This is a genomic window from Hoylesella buccalis ATCC 35310 (assembly GCF_025151385.1).
GTDB lineage: Bacteria > Bacteroidota > Bacteroidia > Bacteroidales > Bacteroidaceae > Prevotella > Prevotella buccalis.
In genome coordinates this window covers 2,941,943-2,959,870 of the sequence record NZ_CP102287.1, presented here as the reverse complement: position 1 = coordinate 2,959,870, position 17,928 = coordinate 2,941,943, and the positions used below count along the sequence as shown (strand labels likewise).

At 43.9% G+C, this 17,928-nt stretch carries 18 protein-coding genes, 1 tRNA gene and 2 pseudogenes; 1 reads left to right on the top strand and 20 read right to left on the bottom strand.

All coding sequences use genetic code 11. The features are described 5' to 3' along the window. Positions 1-29: 29 nt before the first annotated feature. The 15 genes and pseudogenes from rpsS to NQ518_RS12070 all read right to left on the bottom strand — a co-directional run. Positions 30-296, bottom strand: a complete 267-nt coding sequence (gene rpsS / locus NQ518_RS12140; RefSeq protein ID WP_023057705.1) for a 30S ribosomal protein S19 — start codon at positions 294-296, stop codon at positions 30-32. Positions 297-318: 22 nt separating this feature from the next. Further along, complete coding sequence (gene rplB, locus NQ518_RS12135; protein WP_227961676.1) at positions 319-1,143, bottom strand: 50S ribosomal protein L2; 825 nt, start codon at positions 1,141-1,143, stop codon at positions 319-321. 8 nt (positions 1,144-1,151) lie between these two features. Then, complete coding sequence (rplW, locus tag NQ518_RS12130) at positions 1,152-1,496, bottom strand: 50S ribosomal protein L23 (protein WP_227961678.1); 345 nt, start codon at positions 1,494-1,496, stop codon at positions 1,152-1,154. 15 nt (positions 1,497-1,511) lie between these two features. After that, positions 1,512-2,141, bottom strand: a complete 630-nt coding sequence (gene rplD, locus NQ518_RS12125) for a 50S ribosomal protein L4 (RefSeq protein WP_227961680.1) — start codon at positions 2,139-2,141, stop codon at positions 1,512-1,514. After that, positions 2,141-2,755, bottom strand: a complete 615-nt coding sequence (gene rplC, locus NQ518_RS12120) for a 50S ribosomal protein L3 (protein WP_004350161.1) — start codon at positions 2,753-2,755, stop codon at positions 2,141-2,143. Before rplC ends, rplD begins: the two co-directional genes overlap by 1 nt. A gap of 348 nt (positions 2,756-3,103) precedes the next feature. Then, positions 3,104-3,409: a 30S ribosomal protein S10 gene (gene rpsJ / locus NQ518_RS12115; RefSeq protein ID WP_004350159.1), complete on the bottom strand. Its 306-nt coding sequence runs from the start codon at positions 3,407-3,409 to the stop codon at positions 3,104-3,106. A 94-nt stretch (positions 3,410-3,503) separates the two neighbouring features. Next, a complete protein-coding gene (gene fusA, locus NQ518_RS12110; protein WP_227961682.1) occupies positions 3,504-5,618 on the bottom strand; it encodes an elongation factor G in 2,115 nt (704 codons plus the stop codon). A 23-nt stretch (positions 5,619-5,641) separates the two neighbouring features. Next, positions 5,642-6,118: a 30S ribosomal protein S7 gene (gene rpsG / locus NQ518_RS12105; protein ID WP_023057662.1), complete on the bottom strand. Its 477-nt coding sequence runs from the start codon at positions 6,116-6,118 to the stop codon at positions 5,642-5,644. Between the two features lie 253 nt (positions 6,119-6,371). Then, positions 6,372-6,755: a 30S ribosomal protein S12 gene (rpsL, locus tag NQ518_RS12100; RefSeq protein ID WP_004350155.1), complete on the bottom strand. Its 384-nt coding sequence runs from the start codon at positions 6,753-6,755 to the stop codon at positions 6,372-6,374. 352 nt (positions 6,756-7,107) lie between these two features. After that, a pseudogene (locus NQ518_RS12095) lies at positions 7,108-7,257 on the bottom strand (IS982 family transposase); the annotation flags it as partial. Positions 7,258-7,356: 99 nt separating this feature from the next. Beyond that, positions 7,357-7,845 (bottom strand): PKD domain-containing protein, encoded by a 489-nt coding sequence (locus NQ518_RS12090; protein ID WP_227961684.1) that lies wholly within the window; start codon positions 7,843-7,845, stop codon positions 7,357-7,359. Between the two features lie 14 nt (positions 7,846-7,859). Continuing rightward, on the bottom strand, positions 7,860-8,897 hold the full coding sequence (locus NQ518_RS12085) for a hypothetical protein (protein ID WP_004350150.1): 1,038 nt from the start codon (positions 8,895-8,897) through the stop codon (positions 7,860-7,862). Positions 8,898-9,134: 237 nt separating this feature from the next. Next, the gene (locus NQ518_RS12080; protein WP_004350148.1) at positions 9,135-9,593 is read right to left on the bottom strand and encodes a hypothetical protein; all 459 of its coding nucleotides are present in this window, start codon (positions 9,591-9,593) and stop codon (positions 9,135-9,137) included. 7 nt (positions 9,594-9,600) lie between these two features. Continuing rightward, a complete protein-coding gene (locus NQ518_RS12075) occupies positions 9,601-9,750 on the bottom strand; it encodes a hypothetical protein (protein WP_227205471.1) in 150 nt (49 codons plus the stop codon). A gap of 54 nt (positions 9,751-9,804) precedes the next feature. Next, positions 9,805-10,410, bottom strand: a pseudogene (locus NQ518_RS12070) (IS30 family transposase); the annotation flags it as partial. Positions 10,411-11,053: 643 nt separating this feature from the next. Between NQ518_RS12070 and NQ518_RS12065 the strand changes: the two are divergent. Continuing rightward, positions 11,054-12,493, top strand: coding sequence for a C69 family dipeptidase (locus NQ518_RS12065; RefSeq protein WP_227205469.1), 1,440 nt, complete (start codon positions 11,054-11,056; stop codon positions 12,491-12,493). Positions 12,494-12,743: 250 nt separating this feature from the next. Here the strand turns inward: NQ518_RS12065 and NQ518_RS12060 are convergent. From NQ518_RS12060 to NQ518_RS12040, 5 genes are all read right to left on the bottom strand, one after another. Continuing rightward, positions 12,744-12,825, bottom strand: a tRNA-Leu gene (locus NQ518_RS12060). 94 nt (positions 12,826-12,919) lie between these two features. After that, positions 12,920-13,207 carry a hypothetical protein gene (locus tag NQ518_RS12055; RefSeq protein ID WP_227961686.1) on the bottom strand — a complete coding sequence of 96 codons (288 nt, stop codon included), beginning with the start codon at positions 13,205-13,207 and terminating at the stop codon, positions 12,920-12,922. A 2-nt stretch (positions 13,208-13,209) separates the two neighbouring features. Beyond that, positions 13,210-14,283 (bottom strand): S41 family peptidase, encoded by a 1,074-nt coding sequence (locus NQ518_RS12050; protein WP_227961688.1) that lies wholly within the window; start codon positions 14,281-14,283, stop codon positions 13,210-13,212. Next, the gene (locus NQ518_RS12045) at positions 14,280-15,119 is read right to left on the bottom strand and encodes a DUF3316 domain-containing protein (RefSeq protein ID WP_227961690.1); all 840 of its coding nucleotides are present in this window, start codon (positions 15,117-15,119) and stop codon (positions 14,280-14,282) included. Before NQ518_RS12045 ends, NQ518_RS12050 begins: the two co-directional genes overlap by 4 nt. Further along, positions 15,103-17,838, bottom strand: a complete 2,736-nt coding sequence (locus tag NQ518_RS12040) for a DNA gyrase/topoisomerase IV subunit A (protein WP_227961692.1) — start codon at positions 17,836-17,838, stop codon at positions 15,103-15,105. Before NQ518_RS12040 ends, NQ518_RS12045 begins: the two co-directional genes overlap by 17 nt. Positions 17,839-17,928 lie beyond the last annotated feature (90 nt).

Sequence of the window (17,928 nt, the reverse complement as noted above, 5' to 3'; positions counted from 1 at the left end):
AATTTTACTTTTTAAATGGTTTGTCCCTATTATTTCTTGTTACCAGCGTGGCCACCAAAACGACGAGTTGGAGAGAACTCTCCCAACTTGTGTCCAACCATGTTTTCTGTAACGTAAACAGGGATAAATTTATTTCCGTTATGGACTGCAACAGTGTGTCCCACGAAATCAGGGGAAATCATTGAAGCTCTTGCCCATGTCTTAACAACGCTCTTCTTTCCACTCTCATTCATAGCGAGAATTTTCTTTTCCAGAGCTACGTTGATATACGGACCTTTCTTAAGTGAACGACTCATATTTTACTCTTAGTTTACTTGATTATTTGTTAGCTCTTTCAATAATGTACTTGTTAGAATGCTTCTTAGGTGCACGAGTCTTGAGACCCTTAGCATACAAGCCCTTGCGTGAACGTGGATGTCCACCACTCTGACGGCCTTCACCACCACCCATTGGGTGATCAACAGGGTTCATCACTACACCACGGTTGTGTGGACGACGACCTAACCAGCGTGAACGACCAGCTTTTCCTGACTGTTCCAATGCATGGTCAGAGTTTCCTACACTACCTACCGTAGCCTTACAAGCACTCAATATCTGACGAGTTTCGCCAGAAGGGAGCTTAATCACACAATAACTGCCCTCACGAGAAGTCAACTGAGCAAAATTACCAGCCGAACGAACAAGCAAAGCACCCTGTCCTGGACGCAATTCAATGTTGTGAATCACTGTACCAACAGGAATGTTTGCTAAAGGAAGTGCGTTACCAACTTCAGGTGCTGCATTTGCACCAGACATCAGCGTAGCACCTACCTGTAGTCCATTAGGAGCAATAATGTAACGCTTTTCACCATCTGCGTAAAACAACAAAGCGATGCGAGCCGAACGGTTTGGATCGTATTCGATTGTCTTTACTACAGCTGGAACACCATCTTTCTCACGCTTGAAATCGATAAAACGAAGTTTTCTTCTATGACCTCCACCTATGTAGCGGACAGTCATCTTTCCGGTGTTGTTTCGACCACCTGAAGAGCGTTTACCGTAAACGAGAGACTTCTCTGGCACGGATGCAGTAATATCCTCGAACGTGCCAATAACCTTGTGTCTTTGTCCCGGAGTTACCGGTTTAAATTTACGTACTGCCATTTTTTATTTTAAATATTGCTGTAAAAATCAATTGTATCGCCCTCTTTCAGAGTGACGATTGCTTTCTTGAACGCAGCTTTCTGACCTTTCACAAGTCCAGCGCGAGTATAGCGGCTTGAGCGCTTCCCAGCATAGCGAGCTGTGTTCACATTTATTACTGTAACGTTGTACAGACTTTCAATCTCTTTCTTAATTTGGAGCTTATCGGCTTCAGGACGTACGATGAAACCATACTTCAGTTCTGCAACCTTAGTGCGGTTCTCACCTTTCACCTTATAAGTTTTTTCAATAGAAGACTTGTCTGTAATCTTAGTCATCTTCTCAGTGACCAGTGGTTTAATGATATATGCCATTTTCTATTGTCTCCTTTATTTAATTAAGATATTGTCGATCACCTTCAACGAGTTTTCTGTCACAACAAGAACATCTGCATTCAAAACTTTATAAGTATTGAGTGTAGATGCCGTCATCACTTCTGCTTGTTGCAGATTACGAGCCGACAAATATACATTTTTATTTGCTTCTGGCAAAACCAGGAGCGACTTCTTGCCCTCAACTTTAAGATTTTTTGCAATATTTACGAAATCTTTAGTCTTTGGGGCATCCAAAGTAAAGTCCTCCACGATAACGATTGCGTTCTCCTGCGCTTTGTATGACAAAGCTGATTTACGAGCAAGATTCTTTACTTTTTTATTCAATTTAAAGCGATAGTCACGTGGTTTTGGACCAAACACGCGAGCGCCACCAACAAGTACTGGCGAGTTGATGTCACCACGACGTGCTCCACCACCACCTTTCTGGCGACCAAGTTTGCGAGTAGAACCACTCATCTCACTTCTCTCTTTCGACTTGGCTGTTCCTTGACGCTGATTGGCAAGATACTGCTTTACATCAAGATATAGCACATGGTCGTTTGGCTCTATTCCGAAGATAGCTTCGTTCAACGTAACCTTTCTTCCAGTTTCCTGACCATTGATATTTAATACGCTAACTTCCATTATTTCTCAATTAAAACAGTTGAACCATTGCATCCAGCAAACGAGCCCTTGACAATCAAGAGGTTCTTCTCTGGAATCACTTTTAACACTCTCAGATTCTGAGTTGTGACTCTGTCACCACCCATCTGGCCGCCCATGCGCATGCCCTTAAACACTTTAGCTGGATAAGAACATGCACCAATAGCACCCGGCTTACGAGCTCGGTCATCCTGACCGTGTGTACGCTGACCAACGCCGCCGAATCCATGACGCTTAACTACGCCCTGGAAGCCTTTACCTTTAGAGGTGCCTATTACGTCAACGAATTCTGTATCGTTGAACAACTCAACTGTAATAGTGTCACCCAGGTTATACTCCCCATCAAATTTGAACTCGACCAAGTGCTTTTTAGGTGTTGTGCCGGCTTTCTTGAAGGTTCCCAACAAAGGTTTGGTTGTTCTCTTTTCCTTTGCTTCTCCGAAACCTAATTGAAGAGCCTTGTAACCATCAGTTTCTTCTGTTTTTACCTGGGTTACAACACAAGGACCAGCTTCGATAACAGTGCACGGTATATTTTTACCGTCGGCACTGAAAACGGATGTCATTCCGATTTTTCTTCCAATTAATCCTGGCATTTCAATAAAATTATTAGTTTATGAGTTTTTTAGTTTATGAGTTTTTTAGTTGACGAGTTTATACTTCTAAAGTATTTATCTCATGCGAACAAGATAATAATGCTAAAGAAGACACGACAAAAATGTATATAAGTTATATTTCACTTCAGTACTTTAATCACTATATAGATAATAGAAGCAAGCAACACTAGAGAAGATTCTATAATACCACTTACATTGCGATTTTTTGGTTTTTGCAACTCGTTCCATAATCTATAAATAGAAATAGGTGTAAGCACAATCCAAAAAAAACATCCAAATAAATGGATTCAAAAAGCCCTCTATGTCCATTGCACGACCATATCACCTTTACACCTTGATTTCAACCTCAACACCACTTGGCAAATCCAACTTCATCAAAGCATCTACAGTTTTGGCTGATGAGCTATAGATATCTATCAAACGCTTAAAGTTTGAGAGTTGAAACTGCTCACGTGCTTTCTTGTTCACGAAAGTACTGCGGTTCACGGTGAAAATTCGCTTGTGAGTAGGCAATGGAATAGGACCACTGACAATGGCACCTGTCGCCTTTACTGCCTTCACAATTTTCTCGGCTGATTTGTCAACCAACTGGTGGTCGTAAGACTTCAGCTTAATTCTAATTTTTTGACTCATCTTTGATATTTGTTAGTTATTTATTAAGAGGAGAGAGATACACGTCTTAAGAGTCATACGCTAAGACGTGATTCTCTTTCCTGATTTTGATTTCTTACAGAAGATCTGCTTTACCATTAACCTCCTCAAGCACTGTCTTCGCAATAGAAGTAGAGACGGGTGCATGATGGTCATATTCCATCGAACTGGTTGCACGTCCTGAGGTAATGGTACGCAATGCGGTTACATAACCAAACATCTCTGCCAATGGCACCATCGCTTTAACGATACGGGCACCACTGCGTGCTTCATCCATGCCTTGTACAAGACCGCGGCGCTTATTCAAGTCGCCAATTACGTCACCCATGTTCTCTTCTGGTGTCACCACTTCCACTTTCATGATAGGCTCCATCAAAACAGGACCAGCCTTCGGACAAGCATTCTTGAACGCATTGTGTGCGGCAAGCTCGAAAGACAATTGGTCAGAGTCAACAGGGTGGAAAGATCCATCTGTTAACGTAACCTTTAAGCCAGTAACAGGGAAACCACCCAAAACACCATTCTTTAGGCAATCTTGGAAACCCTTCTGTACAGAAGGAATAAACTCCTTAGGCACGTTACCACCTTTTACCTCGTTAACAAACTGCAAGTCGCCTTCGGTATAATCCTCATCCTTAGGACCAACAGTAACGATAATGTCGGCGAATTTACCACGACCACCACTCTGCTTCTTGTAAACTTCACGCAAGGTTACATCCTTGGTGATAGCCTCCTTATAGTTAACCTGTGGTTTACCCTGGTTACATTCAACCTTGAATTCACGCTTCAAACGGTCAATAATGATATCCAAGTGCAGCTCACCCATACCAGAGATAATCGTCTGACCACTCTGCTCGTCGGTACGAACGGTAAATGTTGGGTCTTCTTCTGCCAACTTGGCCAAACCGTTATCCAACTTAGCGATATCTGCCTGACTCTTGGGTTCAACGGCAATCGATATCACGGTATCGGGGAATGTCATAGACTCCAATACGATAGGCTTAGCCTCATCGCACAAGGTGTCACCCGTACGAATATCCTTGAATCCAACACCGGCGCCGATATCACCCGCATCAATCGAGTCCATCGGAATTTCTTTATGAGAGTCCATCTGGAACAAACGACTGATACGCTCTTTTTTACCTGTGCGAGGATTGTAGACATACGATCCTGCTGTCACTTTACCCGAATATACACGGAAGAATACCAAACGTCCCATGAATGGGTCCGTCGCAATCTTGAATGCCAAAGCAGCTGTCGGCTCTTCTTCAGAAGGCTTACGATCCTCTTCCTCATCTGTATCAGGATTAGTACCTACAACAGCCTCAGTATCCAAAGGTGATGGCAAGAATGCACAAATATAATCCAATAAAGGCTGAACACCCTTGTTTTTATAGGATGATCCCAGTACCATCGGAGTCAGCTCCATGGCACAAGTTCCCTTACGGATTGCTTTGATCAACTGCATCTCATCGATTTCCTGACCTTCAAGGTATTTCTCCATCAAGTCATCGTCAAAACTTGCAGCAGAATCTAACAATTTCTCTCTCCACTCGTTTGCTTCGTCCACCAATTCAGCAGGGATATCAGCTATGTCATATTCAGCACCCATGGTTTCGTCGTGCCAATACATCGCCTTCATTTTAATAAGGTCAACTACACCCTTGAAGTTTTCTTCAGCACCGATTGGTATCTGAATTGGACAAGGATTCGCACCCAAGATGTCTCTCATCTGCTGAACCGTCTCGAAGAAGTTAGCACCAGAACGGTCCATCTTGTTCACATATCCTATGCGCGGTACATTATATTTATCAGCCTGACGCCACACTGTTTCCGACTGTGGCTGAACACCATCAGCTGCAGAATAGGTTGCTACTGCACCATCCAGCACACGCAATGAACGTTCTACCTCAGCGGTAAAGTCGACGTGTCCCGGAGTATCAATCAGGTTGATCTTGAAATCTTTGCCCAAATATTTCCAGTTACAGGTTGTCGCAGCAGAAGTAATGGTAATACCACGCTCCTGTTCCTGGGCCATCCAGTCCATGGTAGCTGCTCCATCATGCACCTCACCAATCTTATGAGTCTTTCCTGTATAGAACAAGATACGCTCAGAAGTTGTTGTTTTACCGGCATCGATGTGGGCCATGATACCTATGTTACGTGTTAAATGTAAATCGCGATTTGCCATTGTCTTTTTACCTTATTATATCATTAAAATCTGAAGTGAGCGAATGCGCGGTTTGCCTCAGCCATACGGTGCATATCTTCTTTACGCTTATAAGCGCCACCCTGGTTGTTAAAGGCATCCATAATCTCTGCTGCGAGCTTATCCGCCATGCTCTTTCCGCCACGCTTCCGTGCGTACTGTATCAAGTTTTTCATCGAAACACTCTGCTTACGATCAGGACGAATTTCCGTTGGAACCTGGAATGTGGCACCACCGATACGACGGCTTTTCACTTCCACCTGCGGAGTGATGTTATCCAACGCCTGCTTCCAAATTTCTAATGGAGACTTCTCTTCATTGCCCATCTTAGCCTTTACGGTGTCCAGAGCTTTGTAGAAGATTTCGTACGCTGTATTTTTCTTTCCATCGTACATCAAGTGATTGACAAACTTAGATACATTCTTGTCATTGAAGACTGGATCTGGCAAGATCACACGCTTCTTTGGTTTTGCTTTTCTCATTTTTACTTAATAAAAAATTGTGTCTGCGGAGGCTGTTATTGTTTTGATCTTCAACACTCACTCTTGAGCATTTACTCAACCTTGATAATAATTCTCCAGCAAAACGATAAATATTATTTTAATGGGATAAAGAAAAGATTCTAAGTCACTGGGCTCTTGAGCCATTTTCCAATCTCCGGTTCTGAAGTCATGTATCACCTACATTCTTACCAACCACAGAACCCACTGATTTAGAATCTTTCTTGTATTCAGCTTACTTCTTAGCTGCCTTAGGACGCTTCGCTCCATATTTAGAACGTCGCTGTGTGCGGTTTGCAACGCCGGCGGTATCCAATGTTCCGCGAACGATGTGGTAACGCACACCAGGAAGATCTTTAACACGACCGCCACGAACCAGCACGATACTATGCTCTTGCAAGTTGTGTCCTTCTCCTGGGATGTAAGAGTTTACTTCCTTTTGGTTGGTCAAACGAACACGGGCGACCTTACGCATCGCCGAATTAGGCTTTTTAGGAGTGGTTGTATACACGCGCACGCATACGCCACGACGCTGAGGACAGTTGTCCAAAGCCGGCGACTTGCTTGAGCTTTCAATCACCCGTCTGCCTTTTCTTACTAACTGTGAAATAGTAGGCATAATTTTACTTTTTAATTTTATATATTATTTTGTATATTATCGAAGCAATATCGAAAGAGGACACAGTATCCCCTTTAATGAATTGGATACAATGAACCTTTTCGGGCTGCAAAGGTACAAATAATAATTAAAACTCGTACAAAATAATAAGTTCAATTTTTCACGAGCTTGAAAATTTAACAAAATATAGCATTCGTTTCAATAATTTACGTCGAAAACAAATGTATATCAACATCACTTATCGTTCGTGAAGGGCGCGAAAAGAATCCGTAAAACGTACTCTCGTGTATTATATTTTATACCCCAATTCGGGTTCATCCCGACCTTATTCTGACAAGTTAAGCGTAATGTTCATTGCTGAGTCAACAAATGTAACACCTGCACATCTTCCAAATGCACGCAGATTAAGAAAGAACATAAGAGGGAAAAACGCCCTACATTCAAGTTCAACAAAACGGTTGTAAGAAACAGCGTTAGGGAAGTACGACTTAAAAGTCGGCTTGAATTGGAGGTTGTAGGGTTAGCACCTTAGTACGTTCCTCGTTTTTACTGCCATTGAATACTCTTAGGTGAATCTTATGCTCACCACCGTCCGCAAAGGTCATCGCGCCAGGATGCTGTCGGTTGGATGTAGAGGGAATGCTACCTTCAAATGCCCACTCGTATTGGCTTCCACCTTTGCTTTTGTTGATGATGGAGACAGTTCCCGGAGCACATTGATTGCCACGGTAAAATCAAAGTCTATCGTCATGGCGGAGTCAACTCTGAGGGTCTGCTGACTTGTCTTTTCCTCTACAGCATTCCAGACTCGTAAGGTAATTTTGTGCTCACCTGCCTGTGTGAACACAACCTTACCCGGACTTTTGTCCGTAAAACTACCAGGCTGTCCTCCTTCAAATGTCCATTCATACTCATCTGCCCCATAACTCTCGTTTTTTAGTTGAATAGTTACAGGTGAGGTCTTATCTTCTGATGTCTCTATGGTGAATGCCGATTCGATAGGAACAGCAGTCTCCTTGAGACAGGAAGAGACTAAGAAAGCAAACATAAATATTAATTCATTCCTATTCTGCATCTTAATTTTCTTCATATTTTCTGTTATCATCAAATATCTTCTCGTTCAAAGATGTGTAAAGTATTTTTAAAGTCCTTTATGTATAATTTATTGCCTATCATATACAAAGGCTTGGAAGGCACTAAGTGGTTACGTGTTTGTTCGTATTCATCTATGCTGATGAGTTCATATTCCCAAACCAGCTTGCGAGCTTTATAATCGAAAATGCCGATCCGACGCATGTTGCTACCGAAGTCCTCCTCTTTCTCACCCAAAAAGGTAAAATAGTCTCCTTGAAGCATCGGACTGAATACTCTTCGGTATGTTCCTATACCCGTGGGATCAGTTTCAAGGAAATCATACCGTTCTATAACTGCTAACTTTTCCGTGTCGATTATCGTAATCACATTTGATGAAATTGCAAATATGTTGTTTGTTCTTTTGTCTAAATAGACACCAAAGCAATCAAATGAATATACTTTGTTTCCCGTTTCCAAGTCCAAAGCTACCAATCTATAAAAATCTGTATAAAACCAGATGTTCCCGTGAATAACTCCCAATATCTTGTCTATTTTGTCGGTTCCGTCAGGTTCATATTCCGTCCCTCCCAATAAAGAAAGAGGAAATTGCCAGAGAGTTTCGATTTGAGTATTTATTCGCTTGAACTCTCCGCTAAAATTATCATAGGCGATAATTATATCATCTTCCACATACAGCATGTACGGAATAAACTCAGGCAATATCAGTTGTCCATCAATTGGAGATGCGAAGTTATAACCCTGTCGAAAAGGATTAAATTCCTCATAGGTCTTACCTATATATTGAGTTTGCTCATTTAGCAGAATAACATTACGTTCTATACTGTTCAAAAGTGTGTGCCCCTCGTATAGTTCAAGACTCCCCAAATGACTATACCATACATACATATACTTACCTCTAAGAGAAAGCTCTAAAGGTGCATCATCTTTTTCTAAAAGCACGCCATCGATATACAAATAACCTTTCTGCTCTTTGGTATAGGCATAGTCCCCATTACTGGGACAGAAGCTTTTGACATTTTCTATTTTTTGTGACTCAATATATCTCATACTTGAAACTATTTTGTTGTTAATATGATGTTTCTGAATAATCGGTATTCAGGGTTTTGGGATAATTCGTGATAGACTCAGCGAGTCTTCTGCCAGATTCTGTATCTGAATACCATATGAAATATGATGAGTTACTTTCTATATACTTCACCCATTTATTGTAGTCTAATGCTTGTAATCTTGAACGATTAAGAGTACTAAACTTATTTATTGTAATATACAAATTTCTCATTGCTGTCATTTTTTGCTGTTGTATTCCAACTCCTCGATAATCTTTTCATCTATCTTTTTTTCTCCCCTGTATAGGAGCATAGCATCTAAATATTTTGCCATGTTTAAAAATAGTCTAATCTCCTCTATTTGAGGTCTTCGCTCAAAGGTGATAGTTACTCTTTGGCTTTCTTCGGAACATCCTACACTTATATCATAATAATTCTTTTTGCTATTAAATTTAGCAAAACACCGCACCTTATTCAACAAAGCAAGAGCATGCTTTTGAAATTCCTCTGGAACATCTTTAATGTTTTTTAAGATATTTTTTCCATCTTCTGTATCTTCATACCATACAAATAGTCCCTGATTTTTATCAATGTATTTTACCCATTTTTGATAATCTATAGAGCCTTTAGTATCTGTCACAAAACTAAAACTCTTTTTATCTATATTCAAATATGTCAATTTCCCTATAGTAAACATACTACCATTATTTTATATAATCCTCCAATATGTGAATTTCAAACTTTATTTTGGGATGAATGGCATCAAGTTTGTTATGCCATTCCTTTTGCAAATCAGCAGTTGCATTCTCTTTAGGCATATAGATGTGTACTTCTGCCTTTTCTGTAATTTTCATTACATGCCCATTACTTGTCATACCTTCATGTAGAGTCAACCAGCAAGTGCAAAATTACAAATCGTGTTTGAAGAATTCTCGTTTTGGTGTAGAAAAGTTTAATTTTTCTCTCGGTCTTTCGTTCAGTTTCTTTTGTATCGACATAATTCTCTTGTCTGTGTAATGTTCAAACGAATCCTTTTTCGGTATATATTGTCTGATCAGCTTATTTGTATTCTCAATCGCTCCCTTTTGCCATGAGCAATATGGATCGGCGAAGTACACAGGTACGCCTAAGTACTTGGTAATGTCCTTATGTGCCGCAAATTCAGGCCCGTTGTTTGTTGTAATGGTCTTCAGACTGTCCTTGTATGGTAACAGCAGTTTCCTGACCACCTTTGCCAGGGGCTTTGACTGCTTCCCGAATGGCAGTTTCTGCATGAGCAGCATATTGGTGGACTTCTCCACCAGCGTGAGTATGGCGTGCTGGTCAGGGTCTACTATCAAGTCCATCTCAAAATCTCCGAATCTCTTCCCGTCAACTTCCTTACTTCTTTCATGGATACTCAACCTGTCTTTGATTGGAAGATGTCTGCCCTTGGGACGATGCCTGTACTTCATCTTATGCCTTGTGTGCTTGGCAAGTTCCCCTGTTGTGTCATTGTGGATGATGTTATAGATGTAGACATCGCTACTTGTATGTATTAATAAACCTTTCGTTTGTTAAATCGATTCGTTTTCTTTGACAAAACAAAATTGCGAAATAGATAAAATAGGGAGATGCTTTAGGTGTTCAAAGCCATGAAATCACCATCTTGTACCACATTCACAAAGAACAAATCGGCAATATGCATGCTTTTTCCTTACAATAGGTATGCTCTTGGCGCTTAATGTGCATGCTTTTAAGTCCCAATTTACATCCTATAGCCGGCCTTTTTGTACTAAAAGAAGGTATCTCACATTCAAACCACTTCACCTTTTCATGGTGTTTTAAGTTTTCAAATCGCATAATCATCTAATAATCAGCAAAATAACAAAACGCCTCTATTTTTCGCATATTTTCACCGAGTGAGCAAGTTGGTTGAAAAAACACCCAGCATTTGTGTTAAAAAGTTGTTGCAGCGGAAGCCATTTCATCGAAAAACGTTTCGATTGATAGGCTACAAACGCAAACCGACATTATTAAATGAAAAAGCCGTGTAATTCTGGAAAAATTTACAACCCTATTGATACATCATCCAAAAAATATTCATAAATTTGCAAGTAGCGGGGACTAATACCGCACAACATCATCATTCAAATCATAATATCACACACAGCAACTATGAAAAAGAAGAACAACCAAGTAAGTGAATTACCATCAGAATGTACTACCATCATAGTAGGTAGAGAGATGACAGCCGACGGTTCCATGATCGTAGCCCGTTCGGAAGACTGGGATGCCATGGAAGCCAAAAACTACGAACTGTACGAAGACACAAAAGAGGGACCGAAAGAATTTATCGCCTTGGACAGTCCGTTCCGCTGTGAACTGCCCAAAGAAGCATTGGGTTACAGTGCATTGGCACCCTTCAACCTACCACGCCACTGGGGAAGCGCAGGATTCAACACCGCCGGCGTGGGCATGAGTGCAACTGAAAGCATATTCAGCAGCGATGAGGTGTTAAAACATGATCCGTTGGTTGAAACGGGTTTGGCCGAAAATGCCGTGTTCAACGTCGTACTGCCCTACGTTCACACCGCGCGCGAAGGCGTTGAGCGCTTGGGCATGCTCATCGAGAAACATGGTATCGCAGAAGGTTTCGGCATCGGATTCGTAGACACACAAGAAATATGGTACTTGGAAACGGCCTGCGGACATCGGTGGTTGGCTTGCAGAATGCCGAAAGAGCAATATTTCGTCACGGGCAACCAGAGCCGTTTCCGCCAGTACGACCCTAACGACAAAGAAAACTATTTGGCATCTGCCGACTTGATTGAATTTGCCGAGAAACATGGATTACACGACCCAAAGAAGGGAGAATTTGATTTCCATGTATCGTATGCACGCGATGTCAAACTCGACACTACCTATAACTATCCGCGCGTATGGGGTCTGCAAAAGATGTTTTCACCAGCGATTAAGAATGACGTAACCAAAAATACATTCCCTGTTTACGCCAAAGCCGAGAAGCCTATCAGCATCACAGATTTGCGTACAGCATTCCGTTTCCACTACGATAATACCGAACACGACCCTTATCTACATAGCAATCCAAAAGAGCCTTATCGCCCGGTATCTATCTTCAGAACCACACAGACCCACATCCTACAGGTGCGTCCCGAACTGCCTCAGGCCATTGGGTGTGTTGCTTACGTTGCCATGGGCATGGCCGACTTAGGTTTGTTCTTGCCGCTGTATCAGGGCATCAGCTCATATCCAGTTGAATATACGCAGGGAACCGACCAGTCGAGTGCCGATTCTGCTTATTGGAAATTCCGTAAGGTGATGACGCTGGGTATGGTGAACTACAACAAATATGCGCCCATGATTAAAGAGACGTATCGCAAATTTGAGGAGGAAACCGACCAACGGCAACGTGAAATGGAAGAAGAGTATTTGCGTATATACAAAACACAGCCGTTACGTGCGAAAGATTTGCTGCAAGAATTTTCTGACAAGGTGTTGACTCGTGCGCTATGTGTAGCCGACAAACTGCAAGAGCGGTTGTTCACAGAGCTCACCAAAGACATTCAAGCCGAATATCTGTTCCACGGTGCTTAATTGAACCGCGAGGTTTATTTGAACCATAAATAAAACCTGATGAAACCAATTCTCCTATCTTATGTTAAGACAGAGCTTTTGGTTTCATCTGGTTTTTTCCGTGGCTCACCACCATACCCACGGCTTTATCATCTAAAAGGAATGTTGTTGAACAACTAATGTTGTAGATATACTATCGAATCTAAAATTCAAAAAAGCGCGAATGAAAAATCCTAACCGCTCATGTTCAAGCAGTTAGGATTTCATTAAGTGCGCCCGATAGGACTCGAACCTACACGTCGCAAAACACTAGATCCTAAGTCTAGCGCGTCTACCAATTTCGCCACGGGCGCTCGGGCGGATGCAAAGGTAATGAATAATATTCTATTTTAGTTTGTTTTGAGCTGTTTTTTTGCTTTCTAACGAAATATCCTTCATGTGCAGGTCTTATTCTTGTGGCGTTCGTGGCTTTTTGTTCTCATTGTGATGACCGAATTTATTCTTCAGTCGTTTGTAGCCATCCACTCCAAGAATCGTAAGGCCACCATATTGGAAGGTTTTGGCCAATCCAAAGAACACCACCCACAACGCACCTTTGGAGGCATGACTGATGGGAAGCAGCATCTGGGCGAAAGAGAGAATGTAACAGGGGATGCAGATACACAGCACTATCACGCCTGTGCGGAAAGACAGTCCTTGCAGCCATTGTTTCGTGTGGCTAACTATTTGTTTCATTGTCAATGTCTGGTTATAGGATTGTTACGACCCATTTGCTCTTTGTAAGCTTTGGCATGGCTTGTTATTGTTGTCTGCTTGTCGTGTGCGCTGAGAATGCGGCGGGCGAACTCAATGATGGTGTCTTTTCCTCGTAGAAAGTCTTCATGGGAGATGTCCACGCGATAATCGGGATCGATGCCAAACTCCGTACTCTGTTTGTTCGCATCGTACATGGGACAGGCGGAGAAACGAACGCCCCAGCCGTTAGGCAGCTCACTGGAGAATGGAAGTCCGGCTCCTCCGCCTGTACGGTCGCCTACAATCGTGACGTTTGGACACTCCTTCATGTATTTTACAAACTCGTTGGCCGCACTGAACACCTGTCGGTTGGTCAGCACCACCACGTTCTTCTGCCATCTCAATCCTTTGCTCGGCTTGAGTCGTTGTTCCCGTAGTTCGGAGAAATCCCGATGGCCTTTGCCCGTCTTGTGCTGCATGAAGCCCACCAGCAGCTCTTTGTTGGTAAATCGTGCGGCCAGCTGTTCGGCCGATGTCAGCATGCCCCCGCCATTGTTGCGGATGTCAATGATGAGACCGTTGCACGGTGCCAGGTGGTACAACACATTGTCAAGATTGCCCGCACCCATGCCGTTGCTGAATGATGCCAGGTAAACATAGCCAATATTGTCGTCCAATATGCGGTATCGCATGCCCGTGGCGATGCGGTAATCGGTGCCGAGATATTTGTTCAGCAGGGTATCACTGAAGTTGGATGGGTAGTTTTCGTGCCACTTCCAATAGCGTCCATGGTCAAAACTGGTGTAAAGGTTGACGTGTCCATCCTTCAGTTCGGCCAGCATGTTCGACAGCACTTCAAACTGTTGCTCTGGTCCCATGCGTTCTTCCATCTGCTTAGAATAACGCTGATACACCTCTTGCCAATCAATGTTTTTGTATTCAAAAAAGCAGTAATGCTCGTCGATGATGCGCCACAAGGCTTCCATGTTGCCCCGAGGAGTGTCTGGCAACTGCTCTTCGTCGACGCAGCCAATTAAACAAAAACAGGCCATCAATAGGTAGAACAACTGTTTCATGGGCGGAGATGGTTTAAAGTGAATTTCTTCACAAGGCCCAATACGAGCACGTGCGAATAGGTGTGGTATCTCAAATGGTTCACATGGGCTTGCTGATAGTCACCCAGATAACCTATCCTAAACGTGGTTTTGTATAATGAGAAGTCGAGTGTGAGCATCTGTCGTAGTGAAAGAGCGTTGACTGGATGAGTGACAACAACGTTGTGATCGTAATTTCCTTCTGAGAAAATCTCGTAATATGACTGCCCGTAGTTGGGCGAAAACATCATGCCCAACAGTGGTGCGTCAGCCTCATAGCGCACCGTCAGCGGCTTGTTCTTGATGCTGAAACGATAGCTTGCCATGACTGATAGAGCCACGTTCAGCCCCACTTTCGCCTGCATGGGATTGTTTGAGTTGCGGGTATTGTACAACATGCCAAGGTGTGTGTTGAGCATGCCGCCGGCCTTGACGTTCAAACGTCGGTTCAATAAGTGCCAATTGTAATGCCAGGCGTATGCAAAATGGTACATCGCCTGCATTTCGTTTGCGTTACCTGCCCTGTTATCGGCGTGTGCAAAACTACCTTGGTGCACGCTCAATGTGCTGATGCAACGGTCTTCGCGCTCGTGCAAGGTATGCGATAGATAGTTGACTTGCCAACCCTTATAGCGTTCTGGAGATAGATAAGTGTCGAGCATGTCCACATAGCCCCAGCCAATCATCTTGGCATTGGTGGTTATTTTGTCCAACGGTGTGGCGCCTGTTTGCGCCGCCATGCTCATTGACCAACATAGCATTAGTGCGATACACGCCCACTGCCATGTTGGCTTCCTGTGATTATCCCAAGTCTTCATCGCTGAACAGGTTGAGTTGTCCCGATATTTCGTCAATCACCTGCTGTTGACTTTTTCCTGCATCCGGGTCGAGATTTTCTTCGTTTGCATCAGCATCCTCTTGGCCTTCGCCCTCTTCCTCCGGGTCGTTGTCGCGTTCGTCAGCCGGTGGTTCGGGGAAACGTGTGGGTTCAAGTTCTTCAATCTTGTTCACTTCCCATGTGGTGATGCGCTTGCCTTTGGCCTTGAATCCTTTGACGGCAATAAACTCTTCCACGTCAATTTCTTGTGCAGGGCGCGTGGCATCGTTCCCACCGAAGGTCACCAACAGCCTCGGATAGACCACGTCGGTGAGAAAGACCAGCTTGCTGTCTGGATTATCTCCGATGTAGTTCTGCTTTTTCTTGGTCGCTTCCATCGTGAATCGCTTGACGTATGGATAGCTTTGGTTGTCGGCATCGAACAACACGGCGCTCCATACCTTACGCTCGTCCCATTTCTCCAGCACCTGGATGTTGTCCTCGTAGTGGTTGTTGGGATCAAAGTTGGTGATATAGAAGTCACCATTGGTCAGCACAACCAGTATCGCATCATCGTCGTTGAACTCGCCCAAGAACCGTCCATGCTCTTCGTAATTGATGCGGTTGACATCGGGATCGAACCAAACTTTTCGGCCACCAAGCGTACTGTGTCCATGACTCTTCAGGCCAATGCGATGAACAGCCTTCTTAGTCAGGATGTTGCCTTTGGCTCCTCTGCCCTTGATAAGTATCTCAGAGAAATCTTTTTCCAAGAAGATGTTCTGCTTTTTCTTCTTCGGGTCGGGGTCCAGCGTCACCTTGATGGTTTCGGCCTCGCCATTCGGATTGGCCGTGAAATACATCACTCTCGATCCAGGCTTCCCCTGTGTCAGGTCGTAGTCCCGGTCTCGCGTGATGCTGGTCACGTTGAAACGCTTGATGAAGTAAGTGCCTTTTTTGCCATCTTGGTACACTACATTATAAATAGTGCGCTTGTCATTCTTCTTGAACACCTGCACGTGAATCACGTTCTTGCCCACAAATATCTTGTCGGCCACCCTGATAATCTTGAACTTTCCGTCCTTATAGAAGATGATGATGTCGTCGATGTCGGAGCAGTTGCATACAAACTCGTTCTTTTTCAGTCCGGTTCCCACAAATCCTTCTTGTCGGTCGATGTACAGCTTCTCATTAGCCTCCACTACCTTGGTGGCCTCGATGGTTTCAAAACTCCTGATTTCGGTCAGTCGGGGATGGTCTTTTCCGTACTTGTCACGGATGAATTCGAACCAATGGATGGTCACGTCCGTCATGTGAGCCAAGTCGTGGTCAATGCTCTTGATGTCGGCTTTCGTGCGTGCGATGAAGTCGTTGGCCTTGTCTTTGTTGAACTTCAAGATGCGGTTCATCTTGATTTCCAGCAGTCGCAAGATGTCATCGCGGGTCACTTCGCGGATAAAGTTGGGCTTGAATGGCTCCAATCTGTTGTCTACATGAGCCACCACGGAGTCTAAATCCTTGGCCTCTTCAAATTTCTTGTCTTTGTAAATACGTTCTTCGATGAAGATTTTCTCCAACGAGGCGAAGAACAATTGTTCCAGTAATTCGTTCTTACGTATTTCCAATTCCTTGCGAAGCAGTCCCATGGTGCTGTCCACGTTGTGCCGCAGCACATCACTGATGGTCAGAAAACCAGGCTTGTCGTCCTCGATAACGCAACAGTTGGGTGACACGTTGATTTCGCAGTCGGAGAAAGCATACAGCGCATCAATGGTCTTGTCGCTGCTCACTCCTGGCGCCAAATGCACCTGAATTTCCACCTCCGCAGCCGTGTTGTCGTCCACTTTCTTGGCCTTAATCTTACCTTTATCTATCGCTCTCAGTATCGAGTCTATAAGGGTGGTGGTGGTTTTGCTAAACGGAATCTCCCTGATAACCAGCGTCTTGTTGTCCAGTTTCTCAATCTTGGCCCTCACTTTCAGCGTTCCGCCACGCTGTCCGTCGTTGTATTTCTCCACGTCAATGCTGCCACCCGTGGGGAAGTCGGGATACAATTGGAACTTTTCGCCTCGGAGATAATGTATTGCAGCCTCGCAAATCTCATTCAGGTTGTGTGGCAGAATCTTCGAACTCAGTCCTACGGCAATACCTTCCGCACCCTGCGCCAACAGCAAAGGAAACTTTGCCGGCAGTGTGATGGGCTCCTTGTTGCGCCCGTCATAGCTCAGTTGCCAATGGGTGGTTTTGGGATTGAACACCACGTCGAGTGCGAATTTCGACAATCGTGCTTCGATGTATCGGGGTGCGGCGGCGCGGTCGCCCGTGAGAATGTTTCCCCAGTTACCTTGCGTGTCTACCAAGAGGTCTTTCTGTCCCATCTGTACCAAGGCGTCTCCGATGGACGCATCGCCGTGGGGATGAAACTGCATGGTGTGTCCAACAATGTTCGCCACCTTGTTATATCGGCCGTCGTCCATGCGCTTCATCGAGTGCAGAATGCGCCGCTGAACAGGTTTCAGGCCATCTTCGATGTGTGGAACGGCACGCTCTAAGATCACATACGAGGCATAATCCAAGAACCAATTCTTGTACATCCCACTCAAATGATGTACTGCCGAGGCGTCAAATCGGTCGGCTGGTTGGTAATCAGAATGCTGGTCGGTCTGCAACTCGTCGTCTTCTGTTTCCGGGTTGTCTATATCTGTTGTTTTATCGCTCATTATCGTGAATTAAAAAGAGGATGAAAAGTCAATATGCAAAAGTAAGAAAAATAAGCCAAATGTGCAAAAGACAGCTCGCTTTGCTGCCGA